The sequence below is a fragment of the Glutamicibacter sp. NPDC087344 genome, assembly GCF_044744225.1.
Taxonomy (GTDB): Bacteria; Actinomycetota; Actinomycetes; order Actinomycetales; family Micrococcaceae; genus Glutamicibacter.
The window spans coordinates 158,180-177,819 of sequence record NZ_JBIUXY010000009.1 but is presented as its reverse complement, the minus strand read 5'-3'; the positions used below and the strand labels follow the sequence as shown (position 1 = coordinate 177,819).

Sequence of the window (19,640 nt, the reverse complement as noted above, 5' to 3'; positions counted from 1 at the left end):
GACAATCACCATGGCCACATCCTCTGCCGCCGCACAGCCAACCCAAGCCGAGATGGATCGTGCCCGCGAAATCGCGACACTCAAGCTTGGCAAAAATGCAGCCATGGCGAACCTGATTGACGAGTCAGAAGCCGAACTGGCCGAGCTGTTCATCCTCCCCGGGGGCGAAGCGCAGGCCGAAGAGGCAAACATCGACATCGTGCCGGAACAGGCCGATGAGTTTACCTGCGCCTCATGTTTTATGGTCCGACACCGGACCCAGTTGGTCCGCGAGGAGAACGGCCAGAAGTTTTGCACCGAATGCGAAGGCTAAGCGGCCCGCTACCGTACCCGGTCGGATAAAAACTGAACCCCGGAACCAGTGGTTCCGGGGTTCAGTTTTCAAAGAACGACTAGGACTCTTGATGATGTTCTTCATCGGCCGCAACTTCGCGGCCCTCATCGGTGAATTCATACATGATGCCACCCAGCGCCGCGGTGAGTTCCTCGGGGCGTCGGGTGGAAGTCAGCCAGTACGGTGTGGCATCTCGTTCATCGGTGACTTCCATGCGCACGACCGCATCGAGGTAACCTCGCAGGAGCATAAATGCCAGACCATGCAGCTTCTGCCCACGCTGCTTAAACGCTTCCTCGCCGCGGTAGCCAATCACCCGGCCGATGAAACGGCGCTCAATGGTGGCGCGGCCAACGGTGAGGGTTTCATTGGTCACCTCGATCACCGGCACTCGCAGGATCATGATGACAGCCAGCGCCACCAGCACCGCAACACCCGTGACAATGCCGGCGGGTACGCTGATTGGTGCAATCGCGATCCCTGCGGTGAGGGAAATCAGCAGTGGCCACATCCACGATCCGAACGATGGCCAGATCTTTTCGCGAAACAGGACGTTGGAAGCCTGAGGGCTGGTGTTACTCATGTGTCCTAGTCTAGGCAATCTTTCGGATGACGCCGAACTGCAGGCTGTGGGTTGGCTGTGGGTCCGCTTGCGGGGTAGTCGCGATAGAGTTAGGCAGGTAAAAGCAGACCAGCAACAACTTTCTAGAGCCCCGGGGGATGACCAAACCACGATGAGCGAGCCTACGATCTCAATCTCCATCAAGATGCTCGATAGCGACCTACCCGTTCCAAGCTACGCACACCCATCTGATGCGGGCGCTGACCTGCACGCACGTACCTCGCTGGTATTAGAGCCAGGACAGCGTGCTTTGGTCCCGACAGGCATCGCGCTGGGATTGCCTCACGGATATGTGGGATTGGTTCATCCGCGCAGTGGGTTGGCCACAAAACATGGAATTACCATCGTCAACGCCCCCGGCACTGTTGATGCCGGATATCGTGGTGAGATCATGGTCACTTTGCTGAACACCGACAGGGACCAGGCCTTCGAAATCAGCCGGGGGGACCGCATCGCTCAGCTGGTGATTCAAAAGGTCGAACAGGCGGCCTTCGTACAGGTTGAATCCCTAGAAGATTCTGCCCGTGGGACCGGCGGCTTCGGCTCGACCGGTGGATTCAGCGCCAACTAACCCCTTGGTATCAAGCGAAACTCTCTAAGGACATCATGATTTTCAAGCGTAAGAAGTCGAAGGAAGAGCCAGCGGTCGAACAGGCCGTGGAATCCACCGAGCAGCACGCCCCGGACGCGGCAGAAGACACCGCGAGCAGCGCGCCAAAACCCGACGTCAAACCAACGCTGAACGGCCCGTTTGATTTCTCGGATGTTGAGAATACCGAGGAATACCTGGACTTCGGTTCCATCTTGGTCAAGCCGGTCGCTGGACTGAAGGTGCGGATGGATGTGGAACAGTCAAACCAGCGGGTGATCGCGGTGTCCTTGGAACTGGCTGAATCCAGGGTACAGCTCATGGCCTTCTCAGCCTCCAAGTCCAGTTCCCTGTGGCCTGGAATCAGCGACAAAATCCGCGCGGATATCGCCAGCCAAAAGGGTGAAATCTTCCAGCGGGACGGCGAATACGGCCAGGAACTCCTGGCGCAGGTCCCGCAGCAGCTACCCGACGGGCGTGCTGGCCACGTTGCCTTGCGTTTTGTGGGTATCGACGGGCCGCGCTGGTTCCTGCGAGCGGTGATTGGCGGTGCCGCGATCAGTGATCAGGACGCGTCCAAGGCCATCGATGACCTGGTCCGTAGCGTTGTGGTGAACCGTGGCGACAAACCATTGCCGCCGCAGGAACTCTTGCCCCTGAGCGTTCCGAGCAACGCCCAGACCCTTCCAGACCCTCGTGCCGCCGTCGCCCAAGGGCCGCAGGCGCCGCAGCGTCCGGAACGAGGGCCAGAAATCACGCAGATCGGCTAGTTTGATGCCCATCGAGTCCAGAGAACTCACCCCGGAATTTGGTGACGCACAAGCCTTTCGGTTATGCGAACGGTTGGAGTCACTGACCGAATTGCCCGTCAAGGGCCGTGTCGAACACACCGGTTACATCCAGTCGGTCAGCTATTCAGCACCGCAACAGGCACCGCAGTTGACCGCGGTGGTTGTTGACCAACTGGGCTCCGGTGCGTCACGCCGGGGGACCGTAGCGCATGTGCGTCTACGATTTATGGGCCAGAAGAATGTTCCAGGCATCAAACCCGGGGTCAAGATCCGCTTTTCCGGGATGGTCGCGCCTGTTGACCAGATTCCGACCATTTACAATCCGCGTTATGTCATTGTTCCCGCTCCTCGCGGGTGACCAATGACCGGGATCCGCAGCGCCGACTGCCTGATCAGGCCCGACGGGCAGAAGTGAGAACAACCATGAATAATAACTCGACGGCCAACGAACCGCACGAGCCGGAGAAAAAACCGAGCCTTGCCGAAGCGATCAGCGCCAATGCCAAGGTTGCCCAAAATGCCGACGGCGGGATTGACGTGCTCTCCACGGTGGGCGGGGTGCGCGGCATCTTGGAGACGGTGGTGCCCGGATTCGTTTTTATCCTGGTCTACGCACTTAGTTCGCAATTATCCTGGGCACTTTTGGCCTCGATTGCACTGGGTGTGGTGTTCATGGTGCTGCGCCTGCTGAACAAATCCACGCTCATGCAGTCGGCGACGGGGCTGATCGGTATCCTGATTTGCGCCTTGGTAGCTCGCACCTCGGGCAATGCCAAGGACTACTATGTGCCAGGGTTTTTGATCAGCGGGGGATACCTGCTGGCCTTGATGGCCTCGATTTTCGTGAAGTGGCCACTGATCGGTTTGCTCTTCGGGTTCATTCGCAACGAGGGGGTGGCCTGGCGTGAACAGCCGGACCGCCTGCGCCGCTACAGCATTGCTACCTGGTTCATCTGTGCGGTCTTCGGGTTGCGTTTGCTGGTGCAACTGCCAATGTACTTCACCGATCAAGTTGTTTCGCTGGGCATCGCCCGTGCTCTGATGGGGGTGCCGTTGTACGCGGCGGGCTTGTGGTTCGCCTGGCTGGTATCGCGTCCAGCGAACGCCGGCGGCGTGAAGGCCCCGGAGGATCTGGCCGGCTAAAGCCGTGCATCGGCCCTTCGCACGCTAAATGCCTCACACATAAAACCCTGGTTTCCCTCAAGGAAACCAGGGTTTTGCGGTTTGCATTCTGTTGACCCGGCGTCGCTCGGTGGCCCGCTAGCGTGTCGCGGCCTGCAAAACGCGGCGCAGCAATGGTTCGGCCTGCGGGGTGGTGATAAAAAAGATTTCATCTCCGCCCTCGATCACGTCGTCATCGCTGGGCGGGAACGGTGTTTTGTCGCGCACCACTGCCATCAGGGTGGTTTCATCTGGCCAGGGGACACGGCCGATGGTGCGCCCGATCATTCCCGAGTCGTGCGGCACGGTGAACTCCACCATGTAGACCTCGCCCGCTTTGAGGGTCAGCAGGCGGACCAGATCGCCAACCTCAACCGCCTCTTCCACCAGTGCGGTCATCAGCCGCGGGGTGCTCACCGCGACATCCACACCCCAAGCGTCGTCGAACATCCATTCGTTTTTGGGGTTGTTGACCCGGCCGACGGTACGGCGAATGCCGAACTCGCTTTTGGCCAACAGGGAGACCACCAGGTTCACCTTGTCATCACCCGTTGCTGAAACGACAACATCGTAGTCTTCGAGTTTGACCCGTTGCAGGACGGCTAACTCGCAGGCGTCCCCGATCAACCATTTGACACCCTCAAGATCCGCTCGAAGTTCCATTTCCGCCTTGAGATCCACAAGGAGCACCTCGTGGTTGTTCGCCACAAGTTCGCGGGCAATGGACGAGCCCACGGAGCCGGCGCCGGCGATCATCACCTTCATTGTTGTGCCTTTCGGTTATTCGGCCGGAGCTGGCGTCGGCGCGCTGGCTAGAATTTTTTCAATTTCTTGGCTTCGGTCCAAGCGCATCATGACATGAACCAGGTCGCCGCCTTGGAGGCGGGTCCGGCCTTCGGGGATGGTCCCCTCGCCAAAACGTGTCAGATAGGCCACCCGCACCCCGGCGGCGGTCTCCAGGTCCTTGACCAGCCGGCCATACCATTCACGGTGCAGGGCGACTTCGGTGAGCACCAGGCGGCCCGAGGGTTCGCGGAAGTCGCCGCGCATCGAATAGTCCGGCAGGATGCGGCGCAGCACCTGATCGGTGCTCCAGCGCACCGCCGCGACGGTCGGAATGCCGAGCCGCTGGTAGATTTCCGCGCGCCCCGGGTCGTAGATGCGGGCTACGACGTGGGGAACGTTATAGGTTTCGCGGGCAACACGGGTCGCCAGAATGTTGGAATTATCACCGCTGGAGACCGCGGCGAAGGCGTAGGCTTCATCGATTTTCGCCTGTACCAAGGTGTCCTTGTCAAATCCCAGCCCGGTGACTTTAGTTCCAGAGAAGTCCGGGCTGAGCCGGCGGAAAGCCTCCGGGTTCTGATCGATCACGGCCACCGAATGCCCGGCCGTATCCAGCGTATGAGCCAAAGCGACCCCCACACGGCCACAGCCCATGATCACAAAGTGCGCCACCTAAACTCCTTGGGTCCAGCGTTCGGATAAACATCGCGACGGCCCCGCGGTGGGTGCCACGAATGCAACAATAGCGCTGATCTTGCCCGCGTTGAGCCCATTGAAGGCGGCACGCCGCCGCGAGCCTAGGATAACGTTGTCTCGTGCCTGCTTTATTTGATGGTCTGAAACGGATCCTCGTGGGCCGGCCGTTCAGCACCGATGAGCTGAAAAAGAAGCCGCTCCCACCAAAAATTGCGTTGCCGATTTTCTCCTCCAGCGCCCTGTCGTCCCTGGCATACGCCCCGGACGAGATCTTGCTGACCCTTGCCATGGCCGGGGTCGCGGCGACCATGCTCTCACCCTCGGTGGGAGTTGCGGTCCTCGTGGTGTTGCTGGTCCTGCTGCTGTCCTACCGGCAATCGGTGAAGGCCTACCCCTCGGGCGGTGGCGACTATGAGATCGTCCGCACGAACCTCGGAGCGCGCCCGGGGACCGCGGTCGCCGCAGCGCTGCTGGTTGACTTCGTATTGACGGTCGCCGTGTCCAGTTCCTCCGCGGCCCAATACCTCAGCGGCCTGATCCCGGCGTTGGGGGAGTACCGGGGGCTGGTAGCAGCCGGCATTGTGGTGGGTTTGGTTGTGGCGAATCTGCGCGGCCGCGGTCAGAGCCGTTGGGCCTTGGCCGTCCCGGTGTACCTTTTTGTGTTTGGGATGCTGGCCCTGATTGCGATCGGCGGCTTGTTGGCGGCTACCGGCCACCTCGGCCTAGCTCCGAGCGCCGCCTTCACCATTGTTCCCGAAGAGCAGTTCTCCAACGGGCTGCACGGCGTGGTTGGCGCGCTGCTGATTTTGCGTGCATTCTCCACCGGTTCAGCGGCGCTGACCGGGATCGAAGTCCCGATTTCAAATGTTGCCTACCTCACCAAACCCCGCGCGCGCAATGCGGGACGAATCTTATTGGTTCTCGGCCTGCTCTCCGGTGTGTTGACCTTGGGAACCTTGATGTTGGCGCGGGCCAGCGGGATTAAGGTTGTCGCCGACCCGCAGCGCTCGTTGCTGCTGGGCGGGCAACCAATCCCTGCGGACTATGTCCAGGTGCCGGTTTTGGGCCAGCTGGCCCAGGCGGTGTTCGGCAACTTCTTGCTGGGGACCGTCGTGGTATCGGTGTTGACCATTCTGGTGCTGCTGCTGGCCGGCAACCAGGCATTCAACTCCTTCCCGTCTTTGGCCAGCCATCTGGCAACGGACGGCTACCTGCCCAGGCAATTGCGTACCCGCGGAGACCGGCTTGGATTCTCCAACGGGATCTTGTCCTTGGGTGTAGCCGCGGTGTTTTTGGTGCTGGTATTTCAAGGCGACGTCACGATCCTGATCCAGCTGTATGTGGTCGGCGTTTTTGTTTCCTTCACCCTCAGCCAGTTGGGAATGCTCAAACACTGGAATCGTGAATTGGTGCCAGTTTCCGATCGGCGCGTGAGGGCCGCCAAAAAACGCCAGCGGCTGTTGAACCTGGTAGGGCTGATCCTCTCCGGGCTGGTTTTGGTTGTGGTGTTGGCCACCCGTTTTATTCACGGTGCGTGGATTGCGGTGTTGGGTATCGTGCTGCTGATGTTGATCATGAATTCGTTGCACCGCCACTATCAGCAGGTGGACGCCGAGCTGTCCATTGACACCGACGGGGGACAAGCCACCGCGTTGCCGTCCCGGGTGCATGCGCTGGTACTGGTCTCCACGGTCCGCAAACCAGTGCTGCGCGCTTTGGCCTTTGCCCGGGCCAGCCGGCCCTCGAAGCTTGAAGCGATCATCGTTGATGTTGAACCGCAGAAGACCCAACGCACCTTGGAAGACTGGGAAAAGCTGCGTATCCCGGTGCCGATCACCGCGTTGGCCTCGCCGTATCGCGATATTCCCGGGGCGCTGGTCGAGCATATCCGCTCGATCAAACGCGAGTCACCCCGTGACCTGATTGTGGTTTACATTCCCGAATACGTGGTCGGCCATTGGTGGGAGCAGCTGGTGCATAACCAGACCGCCCTGCGGGTGAAGAACCGACTTCACTACGAGCCCGGAGTGCTGATCGCCTCCGTACCCTGGCGCCTGCTCAGCGCCAAAAATGCCCTGGGCGGTGGACCAACCGAGGAAGCCTCGGCCCACCGCGAAATAAATACCCTTCCGAAGGACTAAGCATCGTGACCGAAGCACCCACCCTGACCCTGCGTTTGGGTTCCATCGCCCATGGCGGACACACCGTGGCCCGCCATGAGGGCCGTGTCATTTTTGTACGCCACGGCATCCCGGGGGAACTGGTCGCCGTGCGGTTGACCGAGCACGGGGACACCGCGAAATTCTGGCGCGGGGATGTGATCGATGTGCTTGAAGCCAGCGAGCACCGGGTGCCGCATTTTTGGGCCGAAGGTGATGCGCTGGCGCAGCATGATCCGGTGGGTGGCGCAGAGTTCGGCCACATCGCCCTGGAGCACCAGCGTGAGTTGAAATCCGCGGTGGCTGCCGAGCAGCTGAGCCGACTCGGCGGGCTGAAGGCCGGGCAATTCGCCTTCCCCGCGGTGCAGCCGGTCGCCGGGCAGGCCGATGGGCTGGGATGGCGTACCCGTATGTCGTATTCGGTGGACTCCGCTGGACGCCTGTCCATGAGCGGTTTCCGCAGCAACGGCCTCACCGCCATTTCCTCCATGCCGTTGGCGCATCCGGCCATCGAGCGCTTGGGGCTGTATCAACTGGATTTCACCGGAATCGAGCGCGTCGAGGCGGCGGTCTCCAGCGTTGATGACGACACCGTGCTGATCCTGTTGGCCGAGGGCCGCCAGGGCGCCGCCCGCAAGGTGGCGCGCCAATTCCCGGAAGGGGTCAATGTGGCCGCTTTCAGCCAGCGCGGCGGGTCCGCGGCCGATGGCCGGGGGGAACTTCAGGCGCTTTCCGGACGCAGCTGGCTCCAGGAGTCGGTGCTCGGGGAAACGTTCAGGATTACCGGCGAAGGTTTCTGGCAGGTCCACCGGGCCGCGGCAACACTGCTCTCCGAGCGTGTTCTTGAGCTGGCCGCGCCGGCGCAGGGGGAGCAGGTCGCGGACCTCTATGCCGGGGCCGGGCTGTTTTCTGTGCCCTTGGCCAACGCGGTGGGTGAAACCGGTCGGGTGTTCTCCATCGAAGGTGCCCCTGGAACTCACGCGGATGCCAAAAAGAACCTGCGGGCGCTACCCCAAGCCACCGTCATCCGAGGTCGCGTCGAGCGGGTGCTGCGGCAGGTGGCCCGCGAGGCCCAGCTTGATGCCGTGGTGCTGGATCCGCCGCGTACCGGAATCGACAAACAGGTCGCGGCCGAACTTGCCTCCAGTGGCGTTGCTCGCATTTGTTACGTCTCCTGCGACCCCGCATCTTTCGCCCGGGACACCGCGCGGCTGATCTCCCGCGGCTACGAATTAGCGCACATTGAGATTCACGATTTATACCCGCACACGCATCATATGGAGTCGATTGGCCTCTTTTTGCGCCGTTAGGCGGTCAAATATTGCCGTTTGGACACGAATTTGGCGGAAATTCGGCCCCGGTCAATCTTTTTGCGCTTCTTGGCGATAGACTGTCCCTAGCTCTGCAACGATACAACCATGACAATCTCAGTTAGGAACTCCTAACTGGAATTCGAGTGTGTGCGTGCAACAGAATGAGTGTCTGGCGAGAGGAGTCCCACGTGAGCAATGTGGACAGCTTCGGTGCTAAGGGCGTACTTGACGTCAATGGAACCGAATACGAAATTTACCGACTGAATACGGTCGAAGGCTCAGACAGCCTTCCCTACAGCCTTAAGGTTCTTCTGGAGAACCTGCTTCGCACCGAAGACGGAGCGAACGTTACCGGCGAGCACATCAAGGCCCTGGGACAGTGGGATGCTTCGGCACAGCCGAACACCGAAATCCAGTTCACCCCGGCCCGTGTGATCATGCAGGACTTCACCGGCGTTCCGTGTGTAGTTGACCTGGCCACCATGCGTGAGGCCGTCAAGGAATTGGGCGGCGACCCAACCCGCGTGAACCCGCTGGCTCCTGCCGAAATGGTCATCGACCACTCGGTACAGATCGATACCTTCGGTTTCGAAGGCGCCGTCGAGCGCAACATGGAAATCGAATACCAGCGCAACGGCGAGCGTTACCAGTTCCTGCGTTGGGGCCAGACCGCGTTTGACGACTTCAAGGTTGTCCCACCGGGAACCGGCATCGTGCACCAGGTCAACATCGAGTACCTGGCACGCACCATCATGACCCGCGAGGTCGGCGGCGTACTGCGCGCCTACCCGGACACCTGCGTGGGCACCGACTCGCACACGACCATGGTCAATGGCCTGGGTGTGCTGGGCTGGGGCGTTGGCGGCATCGAGGCCGAGGCGGCCATGCTCGGCCAGCCGGTTTCCATGCTGATCCCACGTGTTGTCGGTTTCAAGCTGGCCGGGTCGATCCCAGCTGGCGCCACCGCCACCGACGTGGTGCTGACCATCACCGAAATGCTGCGCAAGCACGGTGTGGTGGGCAAGTTCGTTGAGTTCTACGGCGACGGCGTGGCCGCAGTGCCGCTGGCAAACCGTGCAACCATCGGCAACATGTCCCCAGAGTTCGGTTCGACCGCGGCCATGTTCCCGATCGACGGTGTCACCCTCGACTACCTGCGCCTGACCGGCCGCAGTGACGAGAACATCGCCCTGGTCGAGGCCTACGCCAAGGAACAGGGCATGTGGCACGATCCGAGCCGCGAGATCCGTTTCTCCGAGTACCTCGAGCTGGATCTGTCCACCGTGGTTCCATCGATCGCCGGCCCGAAGCGTCCACAGGACCGCATCGAGCTGTCTTCCTCGAAGGAGCAGTTCCGCAAGGACCTGCACAACTACGTCTCGGACTCCGAGGACACCCAGGGTGTGGGACGTCCGTCCACCGCCGTAGAGGTCACCCGCGGCGAAGACACCTTCACCCTGGATCACGGTCTGGTATCGATCGCTTCGATCACTTCCTGCACCAACACCTCCAACCCTTCGGTGATGTTGGCCGCCGCCGTGCTGGCACGCAACGCCGCCGAAAAGGGCCTGAGCTCCAAGCCATGGGTCAAGACCTCGGTCGCCCCGGGCTCGAAGGTCGTCACCGAGTACTACGAGGCTTCCGGCCTGCTGCCATACCTCGAGAAGCTGGGCTTCTTCGTGGTCGGCTACGGTTGCGCCACCTGCATCGGCAACTCCGGCCCGCTGGATGCCGAGATCTCCGAGGCCATCCAGGCCAACGATCTGGCCGCCACCGCGGTGCTTTCGGGCAACCGCAACTTCGAAGGCCGCATCAACCCGGACGTGAAGATGAACTACCTGGCTTCCCCGCCACTGGTCATCGCCTACGCCCTGGCCGGCACCATGGACTTCGATTTCGAGACCGACGCACTGGGCCAGGACACCGAGGGCAACGATGTCTTCCTGAAGGACATCTGGCCATCGCCGATCGAGGTTCAGCAGATCATCGATTCCTCGATCGACAAGGACATGTTCGCCAAGGGTTACGACGGAGTCTTCGAGGGCGACGCCCGCTGGAAGGCCCTGGACACCCCGGAGGGTTCAACCTTCGCGTGGGACGAGAAGTCCACCTACGCCCGCAAGGCACCGTACTTCGACGGCATGACCGCAGAACCGCAGCCGGTGTCTGACATCGACGGCGCTCGCGTGCTGCTGAAGCTGGGCGACTCGGTTACCACCGACCACATCTCGCCTGCCGGTTCGTTCAAGTCGGAAACCCCGGCTGGCCGCTACCTGATCGAGAACGGCGTGGATCGCAAGGACTTCAACTCCTACGGCTCGCGCCGTGGCAACCACGAGGTCATGATCCGCGGTACCTTCGCGAACATCCGCATCAAGAACCAGCTGCTGGACGGCGTTGAGGGTGGCTTCACCCGCGACTTCACCCAGGAAGGTGCTCCGCAGGCGTACGTTTACGACGCGGCAGAGAACTACAAGGTCGCCGGCACTCCGCTGGTAGTGCTCGGTGGCAAGGAATACGGTTCGGGCTCCTCGCGTGACTGGGCTGCCAAGGGCACCGCACTGCTGGGTGTCAAGGCCGTCATCACCGAGTCCTTCGAGCGTATCCACCGCTCGAACCTGATCGGCATGGGTGTGTTGCCGCTGCAGTTCCCAGAAGGCGAGTCCGCTGATTCGCTGGGCCTGACCGGTACCGAGACCTTCTCCGTCTCCGGCGTCACCGAGCTGAACAACGGTGTCACCCCGAAGACCCTGAAGGTCACCGCAACCGCTGAAGGCGGCAAGGTCACCGAGTTCGACGCAGTCCTGCGTATCGACACCCCAGGTGAAGCAGATTACTACCGCAACGGCGGCATCCTGCAGTACGTACTGCGCCAGATCGCAGCCGCTAACTAGGCTACCCGCCTCGATCTTTGATCGAGATGAACCCTAGGTAGTTCCGCATCTCCGGAACACCGTGAGACCCAAGGCCCCGCCTTGGGTCTCACGGCGTTAAGCCCGGTGCAACGTTCGTGAAAGCTGGGCGTATTCAAGATCATTGCCGCGGAATTGGTTCCTGCCTGTACGGTGGCGGATAATGGGAGCAGTTCGGTGCGCGATAAACTAGTTGTTTCGTACAGACCTGAGGTGCCCGCACGGGCGGAAATGTGAAGGGGATGACTGTGTCTTTACTCGAGACCATTAAGAAACCAAGTGACCTTCGGGCGCTAACCCCCGATCAGCTGACCGCGCTGGCCGAAGAAATCCGCGAATTCCTGATCGCCAATGTGGCGCGAACCGGCGGGCATCTAGGCCCGAACCTCGGGGTGGTGGAACTGACCATCGCCATCCACCGCGTTTTCGATTCACCCACCGACTCCGTGGTTTTCGACACCGGGCACCAGTCCTATGTGCACAAGCTGCTCACCGGGCGCCAGAACTTTGAAACCCTGCGCCAGCAGGGCGGGCTCTCCGGGTATCCGGAGCGGGCGGAGTCCGAACACGACATCGTCGAATCCTCTCATGCTTCCTCCTCGCTGTCCTGGATCGACGGTATTTCCCGGGCCAACAAACTCACCGGGCGCACCGAAAGCTACGCGGTGGGACTGGTGGGCGATGGGGCACTCACCGGCGGTATGGTCTGGGAAGCGGTGAACAACATCGCCGCGGACAAGGAGCGCAAAGCCGTGATCGTGGTCAACGACAACGGCCGCTCCTACGCCCCGACCATCGGCGGTCTGGCCGACCAGCTCGCGGGCCTGCGCCAGCAGCTGGATAAGTTCCGCACCCATCCGGCCTACGAAAACGCCATGGACAAGCTCAAGGGCAAACTCAAGGATGCCGGGCCCGTCGGCAATTTCACCTACAAGTCGCTTCACGCCACCAAAAAGGGCATCAAGGATTGGTGGGCTCCGCAGGGACTTTTTGAAGACCTGGGCCTGAAGTACATCGGCCCGATCGACGGGCATAACCTGGCGGCGGTCGAGGAAGCACTGCAGCAGGCCAAGCAGTACGGCGGCCCGGTGCTGGTGCACACGCTGACCGAAAAGGGCCACGGTTACGCCCCGGCCCTGGCCGATGAGGCGGACCAGTTCCACGCGGTGGGCGTGATCGACCCGGAAACCGGCGCCCCGGTGGCCACACCGAGCGCCCAGAGCTGGACCAGCGTTTTCGGCGAAGAAATCGCGAAAATTGCCGACGAGCGCGAGGACGTGGTCGCGATCACCGGTGCCATGCTCCAGCCTGTCGGCCTGAAAAAGATGTCAGAGGCCCACCCGCAGCGTGTCATCGATGTGGGAATCGCGGAGCAGCACGCCATGACCACCGCGGCCGGGCTGGCCTTCGGCGGCCTGCACCCGGTGGTGTGTGTCTACGCGACCTTCCTGAACCGCGCCTTCGATCAGCTCCTGATGGACGTGGCGCTGCACAAGGCCGGGGTCACCGTCGTCCTTGATCGCGCCGGGGTGACCGGCCCGGACGGGGCTAGCCACCACGGCATGTGGGATATGGCGTTGACCCAGATCATTCCCAATCTGCACCTGGCGGCCCCGCGCGACGCCACCCGCCTGCGCGAAGAGCTGCGCGAAGCCATGGACATCAACGACGCGCCAAGCGTGGTCCGCTTCTCCAAGGGCTCGGTGGGAGAAGAAGTCGAGGCCGTCGACCGGCTGCCCGACGGGGTGGACGTCTTGGCCCGGCTGGGGGATCGGGCCGCGCCGGATGTGCTGATCATCTCGGTCGGCGCCATGAGCGAACTGTCCCTGGACGTGGCGCGACGCCTGAACAGCCAGGGTGTCTCGGTGACAGTGGTGGACCCGCGCTGGGTGCTGCCCATGCCGACCTCCGTGATCTCCTTGGCCGCTCGCCACCGGATTGTGGTGTGCATCGAAGACGGAGTCAGGGCCGGGGGCGTTGGCTCGCGGCTGCGCACCGAAATGCGTGCCGCCGGGGTGGACACGGCCCTGAACGAGGTCGGGTTGCCCACCAAGTTCCTGGCCCACGGAACCCGGGACGAGGTGCTTGAACGGGTCGGCCTCACCGCACGGCAGGTCGCCCGCGACACCCTGGCCCAGGTGCTGGGCACCAAGGTCCCGTTCGCCCGGCCGTTGCCCGGCCAGGAGCTGCCTACCGGGCAGATCCCGAAGCTGTGACGCCGCAGCCTGGTTGTCCCCGGGGCTTGCCCCGCAATCCCGCCGGTGTTGCCCCGGGCGCACTGGTGGTCGCCCGGGCCTGGAAATACGATGCCAGCCCGCATTGGGTGGTCCCCGGGTTCTACCTGGGTTCCGACGAGTACGGGCACTGGGTGCACCAGCCGGCGGGATCTCTTGTGGCCCGCCCCGGCACCGCTCACCTGGCCGCCAGCGATGCGCTGTGCCTGTTTCCCAGCCACGGCCTGTGGATCGCCACTCTGTATGACGATCCGAACGAGGATTTCGACCTCTACATCGATTTGGCCGACCGGATTGGCTGGCAGGAGATGAAACGAGGGGCCTGGGAAGTGAACTCGATCGATCTGGACCTGGATGTGATCCGTTCGCGTTCCCGCGGCACGTTCCTGGATGACGAGGACGAATTCGAGCAGCACCGGCTGAGCATGGGGTACCCCGAAGCGCTCCAGCAGCTGATCCGCGCCGAATCTGCAACGTTGCTGGACGCCGTCCGCGCCGATCAAGCCCCATTTAGCCGGGGCCACCGAGAGCGCTGGCTGCAGGCCGCCCAGAAGCCGCCCGCTGCAGGCTGAACCCGAACAGAGCAAGCACGACCTAGCACCATACCGACCGACCGACCAACCCCTGGGGGAGACCGATGGCGATCATTCGCACCTACCGGATGAACGAAAAAAATGAGCTGCAGTTCCGCGAAGCGTGGTTCCAGCAGTTCGAAGACGAAGAACTTGGCCAGTTTGTGATCAACCACGGCCCCGTGGGCCACATGTCGCAGACCAGCGAAGTGCAGGATGTCACCGCCGACCGCGCCGATGAACTTTTTGCGGGTTTCGCCGAAGCGTGCGCCGCCGAAGGCTACACGGAGTACTCCGACGAAGAGCAGTCCTGGGTGATTGTCCAGTACACCCTCAAGTCAGCCGCGGGCACCGAACGCGACCGTTACCTGCAGAAGAAGGCGAGCGAGGCGCTGACCGGGCACTTGGCCTGGCGTGGACTGGGCACCGTGGAATCCAGCGATTTCGGCAACCGCAAGCTGAACATCCGGATCCTGTCTCCCGCGCCAAAACTCGCCGTTCACGCGATCAAGGTCTGCATCCGCGAAGCCAAACTGGACTTCACCAAGATGGTGATCGCCACCGCGCCCTACGGCCAGCTGGACAAGGCCCGGATGGCCCACCCGCTGCCGGCAAAACCCTTTAGCCTCTAGCTAGGGCGACTAAGCTCCCTGCCGTGTTCAGCATCCAGCGCCTTGAGCCGAGAGACCATCAAGAGGTTCGGGAGCTGTCCCGAAGCCTGGGCCGCCACAGCGCTCCGGAGTTTTTCGACGCCGGAGCATGCCTGCTGGCCGCGAAGGATGCCAACGGCGCGCTGATCGGCTGGGCCAAGGCGCAGTGGTGGGAACCGGAGGATCCGATCGCCCCGGATGGCTACTATCTGTGCGGAGTTGAGGTCCATGCCGCCTGGCAGGGCCGGGGTGTGGCCACGGCGCTGGGACTGGCGCGGCTGCGTTGGATCGCGCAGCGGGCTAAGACGGCTTGGTGCGTGGTGAACGCCCGGAACACTGCATCGCTCGCGCTGCAGCGTTCGCTGGGGTTCACCCTGATGGCGCGAGCCTCCGGATTCGGCACGGTGGAATTCACCGGGGCCGAGGGAGTACTCCTGCGCCGCCATGTAGAAGATCTAGCGCCGGGCAGTGGCATGGAGAATGACGAGTAGAAGTAAGGACACATGATTCCTCAAGAAGACCGGGACGAGACTCCCGGCGCGAAGCGCAAGCCAACGCACATGGGTGCCACCCGGGTGCCGCTGCACCTGGTGTTCCAGGCCTGTGTGGGTGTCATCCTCGGCATCGGCATCACCTCGCTGTTTTCGGCCGTACCAGCAGCGCAGCTGGCCTTGGCCGGTGTGATCGTCGTGATTTTGGCGTGGGTGGTTGAGCAGGCATTCAACCTCCCCGCCCCGAACACCCGCAACGGTGCTCGCGTTCGGCTGATCCTGCGCCTGATCTCATTGATCGGCTTCACCATTGCGGTCAGCCCGCTGCTGACCCTGATCGAGGCCTAGGGCAGCCAACGGCGCGGCTGGTTGAAGGCAGGGACGAGAACTGCAAAAAAGATCGGGCGGATGCTTTCACTGGGAAAGCATCCGCCCGATCTTTTGGCGTTTACAGCGTGTTAGCTGCGGGGATTAGTCGGCGCCGGAGTCGAAGGCGGCCAGTTCGTTGGCGCGATCGGTGGCCAACTCATCGGTGCCCACCGGGGTGGCGTCGACGATCGAATCCGCGCCACCGGCCTCCAGCGAGCCGACCAGCTTGGCGGTGGTGCCGCCAACCAGGCCCATGGCCGCGTACTGCTCCAGGCGGCCGCGGGAATCGGCGATGTCCAGGTTGCGCATGGTCAGCTGGCCGATACGGTCCACCGGACCGAAAGCGGCGTCGCCCACACGTTCCATGGACAGCTTGTCCGGGTGGTAGCTCAGGTTCTCGCCCACGGTGTCCAGGATCGTGTAGTCATCGCCGCGGCGCAGGCGGATGGTCACGGTGCCGGTGATGGCCGATCCAACCCAGCGCTGCAGCGATTCGCGCAGCATCAGTGCCTGCGGATCCAGCCAGCGGCCCTCGTACATCAGGCGGCCCAGCTTGCGGCCCTCGTTGTGGTAGCTTGCCACGGTGTCTTCGTTGTGGATCGCGTTGACCAGGCGTTCGTAGGCGATGAACAGCAGCGCCATGGCCGGAGCCTCGTAGATGCCGCGCGACTTGGCCTCGATGATGCGGTTTTCGATCTGATCGCTCATGCCCAAACCATGGCGGCCGCCGATGATGTTCGCCTCGTTGACCAGGGCCACCGGATCGGTGTACTCCTTGCCGTTGATGGCGACCGGGCGGCCGGCGGAGAAGGTGACGGAAACATCTTCCGTCGCGATCGCCACACTCTCATCCCAGTACTTCACACCCATGATCGGCTCGACGTTTTCGATCGAGCTGTTCAGCAGCTCCAGAGTCTTCGCCTCGTGGGTTGCGCCCCAGATGTTCGCATCGGTGGAGTAGGCCTTCTCGGCCGAGTCGCGGTACGGGAAGCCGTGTGCGACCATCCACTCGCTCATCTCCTGGCGTCCACCCAGTTCGGTGACGAACTGCGGGTCGAGCCACGGCTTGTAGATCCGCAGCTTCGGGTTGGCCATCAGGCCGTAGCGGTAGAAGCGTTCGATGTCGTTGCCCTTGTAGGTCGAACCATCTCCCCAGACATCTACGCCGTCCTCGCGCATGGCGCGCACCAACAGGGTACCGGTGACCACACGGCCCAGCGGGGTGGTGTTGAAGTACGACTTTCCGCCCGAGCGGATGTGGAAGGCACCGCAGGCCAGGGCGGCGAAACCCTCTTCGACCAAGCCTGGCTTGCAGTCAACCAAGCGCGACGCCTCGGCGCCGTACTCAAGGGCGCGGCCTGGGACTGCATCGATGTCCGGCTCGTCATACTGGCCGAGGTCGCCGGTGTAGGTGTACGGAATGGCACCGTTATGGCGCATCCAAGCCACGGCAACGGAGGTGTCGAGGCCACCGGAGAACGCGATACCAACGCGTTCGCCTACTGGGAGATTGGTAAGAACTTTAGACATGATTCCATCCTAATGGATAAATATGCATTGTAGTGAATTGAGTCTGAATGCTTTAGCGTGTGAACTTACCAGATAGCCTATGGGTAGACGTCGCTCCAGTGAAGCGGAGCGCACCAGTGAAGTGAAGGGATGTCCATGGAATTTCGTCAGCTGGGCCGCAGTGGCCTGAGTGTTTCCGTCGTCGGTCTGGGCTGCAACAATTTGGGGCGTGCCGGCACGGCCACCGAGTCCCAGGAGGGAACCAACGCGGTGATCCGTGCGGCGTTGGACGCCGGGGTCACCTTTTTCGACGTGGCCGACACCTACGGACGCGAACCGGGGCTCTCCGAGATCCGTTTGGGCGCCGCCTTGGGCAGCGCCCGCGAAGAGATCATCCTGGCCACCAAATTCGGTATGGACATGGGCGGGGTGAATGGTGCGGATTATTCGGCGCGCGGATCGCGGCGCTACATCATCAAGGCCGTCGAAGCTTCGCTGAAACGGCTGGGGACCGACTACATCGATCTGTACCAGTTCCATACCCCGGATCCGAACACGCCGATCGAGGAGACCCTGCGGGCGCTGGATGATCTGGTGAGCAGCGGCAAGGTCCGGTACATCGGGCACTCGAACCGCGCCGGCTGGCAGATCGCGCAGGCCGAGTACGTGGCGCGCGAACTGGGTTCAGCACGATTCATTTCCGCGCAGAACCATTACAACATGATCGATCGCCGCGCCGAGTTGGAAGTCCTTCCGGCCGCCAAGGAGTTCGGGCTCGGGGTCCTTCCCTACTTCCCGCTGGCCAACGGGTTGCTGACGGGCAAGTATTCAAAGGGCAGCGCCCCGGAAGGCAGCCGGCTGACCCATTCGCGCCAGCATCTGGTGGAATCGAGCAATTTTGATCAGTTGCAGAAATTTGCTGACTTCGCCGCCGCCCGGGAGCTGACCCCGATCCAGCTGGCCTTCTCCTGGCTCGCCGCGCAGCAACCGGTCGCCTCCGTGATCGCCGGTGCGACCCGCCCCGAGCAGATCATCGCCAACGCGAAGGCCATCTGCTGGGTGCCGACCCCGGCTGAACGCGAGGAACTGGATGAGATTTTCCCGGTCCCGGAGAAGATCGCGCCGTTCTAAGCGTCTGCAAGACACCACTGGAGGCACTGACCCAGAACTGGATCAGTGCCTCCCGCTGTTGCGTCAGCGTGAATTTAGGCTTCCGCGGTAACGTACACGACGATGTCGCTGCCCTTGATTTCCGCGGCGTAGCGTCCAAGCGCGCCCTTGGCCGGTCCGTCGACGACGGTGCCGTCGGCCGGATTGAACTTTGAACCGTGGCAGGCGCAGTAGAAATTCTCATCCGGGGACTTGGGGCTCAGCGCGCATCCCTGGTGCGTGCACTTATTGGAGTAGGCCAGCACGGTTTTCTCATCCGCGCGGTAAACCATCACCGCCGTGGAGCTGCCGTCCGGGTAGGTCGCCGGCGCGGAGGCCCGCGATCCAACCGGCAGGTCAGCCAGCGTCATCAACACCTGGCCCTCACCGCTGGGGGTGGGGATGGCTTGGGCCTCGGGGGATTCAACCGCTGATTCTCCGTTGCCGCAAGCGGTCAGCAGGGCTGCGGAGCCGAGGACGGCGGAAGCACACACGATCGTGCGTCGGGCTGGTCGAGCGAAGTCAGTCATGGTTTTATTCTCGCAGACGTAGCGGTGTCGATGCCACGCAGTCGGCGCAGGCTCTGTTGTTTGCCGGTGCCCGTCGGTAGAGTGTACGAATCCGGTTTCCGCTCACACGTTGCAGCGGTTCGACCTCTTGGAGGAACAGTGCGCTCATTAACCTACTACGTGGCGGTGAGCCTGGACGGGTATATCGCCGGTCCGGGCGGCGAATTCGACGGGTTCCTTGCACAGGGGGACCACATGGGGGCGATCGCGCAGCAGTTCCGCGGCACCGTCCCAACCATTTTTGCCGACACGATCGGCGTCCCCAGCGACGGCGGCCCCTTCGACACCGTGCTCATGGGCTGGAACACGTACGCCATTGGTTTGCCGGATCACCACCTGGCCAGCCCCTATGCGCATCTGCGCCAGATCGTATTCACCAGCAGGACGCAGCGGCCCGAAGGCAGCCAAGCGGTCCGCTTTACCGACCAGGACCCGGTGCAGGTGGTGCGCGAGCTCAAAGGAGAGCCGGGTGCTGGGATCTGGCTGTGCGGCGGAGGGGCCCTGGCTGCCGCGCTGGCCGATGAGATCGATTCGCTGGTGCTCAAGGTGAATCCCGTGACCTTCGGCAGCGGGATCCGCCTGTTCGGAGACCGCGACTACCGGCTGCAGCCCTTCAGAAGCACCAGCGTGCAGGCCTTCGAGTCCGGGGTCGTGATGGCGCGGTACGAGCGTGGCTAGTACTGCCCCGCCACGGCTCGGCGTGGGCCGTGTACGGGCAGGGCTCCGGTGCCGGA

At 62.5% G+C, this 19,640-nt stretch carries 20 protein-coding genes; 15 read left to right on the top strand and 5 right to left on the bottom strand.

Annotation, left to right across the window (positions count from 1 at the left end):
• Positions 1–10 precede the first annotated feature (10 nt).
• Entirely contained in the window at positions 11–313 is a 303-nt protein-coding gene (locus tag ACIOWL_RS16450; protein ID WP_400387464.1) for a DUF4193 family protein, read from the top strand.
• A 79-nt stretch (positions 314–392) separates the two neighbouring features.
• On the opposite strand, the gene ACIOWL_RS16445 is transcribed toward ACIOWL_RS16450, so the two are convergent.
• On the bottom strand, positions 393–917 hold the full coding sequence (locus ACIOWL_RS16445) for a DUF3093 domain-containing protein (protein ID WP_400387461.1): 525 nt from the start codon (positions 915–917) through the stop codon (positions 393–395).
• A gap of 151 nt (positions 918–1,068) precedes the next feature.
• Between ACIOWL_RS16445 and dut the strand changes: the two genes are divergently transcribed.
• From dut to ACIOWL_RS16425, 4 genes are all read left to right on the top strand, one after another.
• A complete protein-coding gene (gene dut, locus ACIOWL_RS16440; RefSeq protein WP_400387458.1) occupies positions 1,069–1,527 on the top strand; it encodes a dUTP diphosphatase in 459 nt (152 codons plus the stop codon).
• Between the two features lie 35 nt (positions 1,528–1,562).
• Positions 1,563–2,315, top strand: coding sequence for a DUF3710 domain-containing protein (locus tag ACIOWL_RS16435; RefSeq protein ID WP_400387456.1), 753 nt, complete (start codon positions 1,563–1,565; stop codon positions 2,313–2,315).
• Between the two features lie 4 nt (positions 2,316–2,319).
• Positions 2,320–2,694, top strand: coding sequence for a hypothetical protein (locus ACIOWL_RS16430; RefSeq protein ID WP_400387453.1), 375 nt, complete (start codon positions 2,320–2,322; stop codon positions 2,692–2,694).
• A 65-nt stretch (positions 2,695–2,759) separates the two neighbouring features.
• On the top strand, positions 2,760–3,479 hold the full coding sequence (locus tag ACIOWL_RS16425; RefSeq protein ID WP_400387450.1) for a DUF3159 domain-containing protein: 720 nt from the start codon (positions 2,760–2,762) through the stop codon (positions 3,477–3,479).
• A 117-nt stretch (positions 3,480–3,596) separates the two neighbouring features.
• Here the strand turns inward: ACIOWL_RS16425 and ACIOWL_RS16420 are convergent, their stop codons facing one another.
• Together ACIOWL_RS16420 and ACIOWL_RS16415 are read right to left on the bottom strand one after the other, a co-directional pair.
• On the bottom strand, positions 3,597–4,262 hold the full coding sequence (locus ACIOWL_RS16420) for a potassium channel family protein (RefSeq protein WP_400387447.1): 666 nt from the start codon (positions 4,260–4,262) through the stop codon (positions 3,597–3,599).
• A 15-nt stretch (positions 4,263–4,277) separates the two neighbouring features.
• Positions 4,278–4,955, bottom strand: coding sequence for a potassium channel family protein (locus ACIOWL_RS16415; protein WP_400387445.1), 678 nt, complete (start codon positions 4,953–4,955; stop codon positions 4,278–4,280).
• Positions 4,956–5,098: 143 nt separating this feature from the next.
• Here ACIOWL_RS16415 and ACIOWL_RS16410 point away from each other — a divergent pair, with 143 nt between their 5' ends.
• The 8 genes from ACIOWL_RS16410 (at position 5,099) to ACIOWL_RS16375 (ending at position 15,658) form a co-directional block, all read left to right on the top strand.
• Complete coding sequence (locus tag ACIOWL_RS16410; protein WP_400387443.1) at positions 5,099–7,120, top strand: APC family permease; 2,022 nt, start codon at positions 5,099–5,101, stop codon at positions 7,118–7,120.
• A 5-nt stretch (positions 7,121–7,125) separates the two neighbouring features.
• Complete coding sequence (locus ACIOWL_RS16405) at positions 7,126–8,448, top strand: class I SAM-dependent RNA methyltransferase (protein WP_400387441.1); 1,323 nt, start codon at positions 7,126–7,128, stop codon at positions 8,446–8,448.
• Positions 8,449–8,639: 191 nt separating this feature from the next.
• Positions 8,640–11,345 (top strand): aconitate hydratase AcnA, encoded by a 2,706-nt coding sequence (gene acnA, locus ACIOWL_RS16400; protein ID WP_400387438.1) that lies wholly within the window; start codon positions 8,640–8,642, stop codon positions 11,343–11,345.
• 266 nt (positions 11,346–11,611) lie between these two features.
• Positions 11,612–13,579, top strand: a complete 1,968-nt coding sequence (dxs, locus tag ACIOWL_RS16395; protein WP_400387436.1) for a 1-deoxy-D-xylulose-5-phosphate synthase — start codon at positions 11,612–11,614, stop codon at positions 13,577–13,579.
• Positions 13,580–13,605: 26 nt separating this feature from the next.
• Entirely contained in the window at positions 13,606–14,169 is a 564-nt protein-coding gene (locus ACIOWL_RS16390) for a DUF402 domain-containing protein (RefSeq protein ID WP_400387433.1), read from the top strand.
• Between the two features lie 65 nt (positions 14,170–14,234).
• Positions 14,235–14,801, top strand: a complete 567-nt coding sequence (locus ACIOWL_RS16385) for a hypothetical protein (RefSeq protein WP_400387430.1) — start codon at positions 14,235–14,237, stop codon at positions 14,799–14,801.
• Positions 14,802–14,824: 23 nt separating this feature from the next.
• A complete protein-coding gene (locus ACIOWL_RS16380) occupies positions 14,825–15,310 on the top strand; it encodes a GNAT family N-acetyltransferase (RefSeq protein WP_400387427.1) in 486 nt (161 codons plus the stop codon).
• Positions 15,311–15,322: 12 nt separating this feature from the next.
• The gene (locus ACIOWL_RS16375) at positions 15,323–15,658 is read left to right on the top strand and encodes a hypothetical protein (RefSeq protein WP_400387424.1); all 336 of its coding nucleotides are present in this window, start codon (positions 15,323–15,325) and stop codon (positions 15,656–15,658) included.
• A gap of 123 nt (positions 15,659–15,781) precedes the next feature.
• Here ACIOWL_RS16375 and argG read toward each other — a convergent pair whose 3' ends face one another.
• On the bottom strand, positions 15,782–17,209 hold the full coding sequence (gene argG / locus ACIOWL_RS16370) for an argininosuccinate synthase (protein ID WP_400387422.1): 1,428 nt from the start codon (positions 17,207–17,209) through the stop codon (positions 15,782–15,784).
• A 135-nt stretch (positions 17,210–17,344) separates the two neighbouring features.
• On the opposite strand from argG, the gene ACIOWL_RS16365 reads away from it, so the two are divergent.
• Entirely contained in the window at positions 17,345–18,319 is a 975-nt protein-coding gene (locus ACIOWL_RS16365; RefSeq protein WP_400387419.1) for an aldo/keto reductase, read from the top strand.
• Between the two features lie 74 nt (positions 18,320–18,393).
• On the opposite strand, the gene ACIOWL_RS16360 is transcribed toward ACIOWL_RS16365, so the two are convergent.
• A complete protein-coding gene (locus ACIOWL_RS16360; RefSeq protein WP_400387416.1) occupies positions 18,394–18,867 on the bottom strand; it encodes a Rieske (2Fe-2S) protein in 474 nt (157 codons plus the stop codon).
• Positions 18,868–19,005: 138 nt separating this feature from the next.
• Between ACIOWL_RS16360 and ACIOWL_RS16355 the strand changes: the two genes are divergently transcribed.
• On the top strand, positions 19,006–19,584 hold the full coding sequence (locus ACIOWL_RS16355; RefSeq protein ID WP_400387413.1) for a dihydrofolate reductase family protein: 579 nt from the start codon (positions 19,006–19,008) through the stop codon (positions 19,582–19,584).
• The last annotated feature ends 56 nt before the right edge of the window (positions 19,585–19,640 follow it).

What these genes read in the sequence shown, in the direction of transcription:
- ACIOWL_RS16435 (WP_400387456.1), top strand. Translation starts at nt 1,563, where the DNA reads ATGATTTTCAAGCGTAAGAAGTCGAAGGAAGAGCCAGCGGTCGAACAG.
- ACIOWL_RS16425 (WP_400387450.1), top strand. Translation starts at nt 2,760, where the DNA reads ATGAATAATAACTCGACGGCCAACGAACCGCACGAGCCGGAGAAAAAA.
- ACIOWL_RS16445 (WP_400387461.1), bottom strand. Translation starts at nt 917, where the DNA reads ATGAGTAACACCAGCCCTCAGGCTTCCAACGTCCTGTTTCGCGAAAAG.
- ACIOWL_RS16420 (WP_400387447.1), bottom strand. Translation starts at nt 4,262, where the DNA reads ATGAAGGTGATGATCGCCGGCGCCGGCTCCGTGGGCTCGTCCATTGCC.
- ACIOWL_RS16450 (WP_400387464.1), top strand. Translation starts at nt 11, where the DNA reads ATGGCCACATCCTCTGCCGCCGCACAGCCAACCCAAGCCGAGATGGAT.
- ACIOWL_RS16385 (WP_400387430.1), top strand. Translation starts at nt 14,235, where the DNA reads ATGGCGATCATTCGCACCTACCGGATGAACGAAAAAAATGAGCTGCAG.
- ACIOWL_RS16375 (WP_400387424.1), top strand. Translation starts at nt 15,323, where the DNA reads ATGATTCCTCAAGAAGACCGGGACGAGACTCCCGGCGCGAAGCGCAAG.
- ACIOWL_RS16360 (WP_400387416.1), bottom strand. Translation starts at nt 18,867, where the DNA reads ATGACTGACTTCGCTCGACCAGCCCGACGCACGATCGTGTGTGCTTCC.
- argG (WP_400387422.1), bottom strand. Translation starts at nt 17,209, where the DNA reads ATGTCTAAAGTTCTTACCAATCTCCCAGTAGGCGAACGCGTTGGTATC.
- dut (WP_400387458.1), top strand. Translation starts at nt 1,069, where the DNA reads ATGAGCGAGCCTACGATCTCAATCTCCATCAAGATGCTCGATAGCGAC.
- ACIOWL_RS16430 (WP_400387453.1), top strand. Translation starts at nt 2,320, where the DNA reads ATGCCCATCGAGTCCAGAGAACTCACCCCGGAATTTGGTGACGCACAA.
- ACIOWL_RS16365 (WP_400387419.1), top strand. Translation starts at nt 17,345, where the DNA reads ATGGAATTTCGTCAGCTGGGCCGCAGTGGCCTGAGTGTTTCCGTCGTC.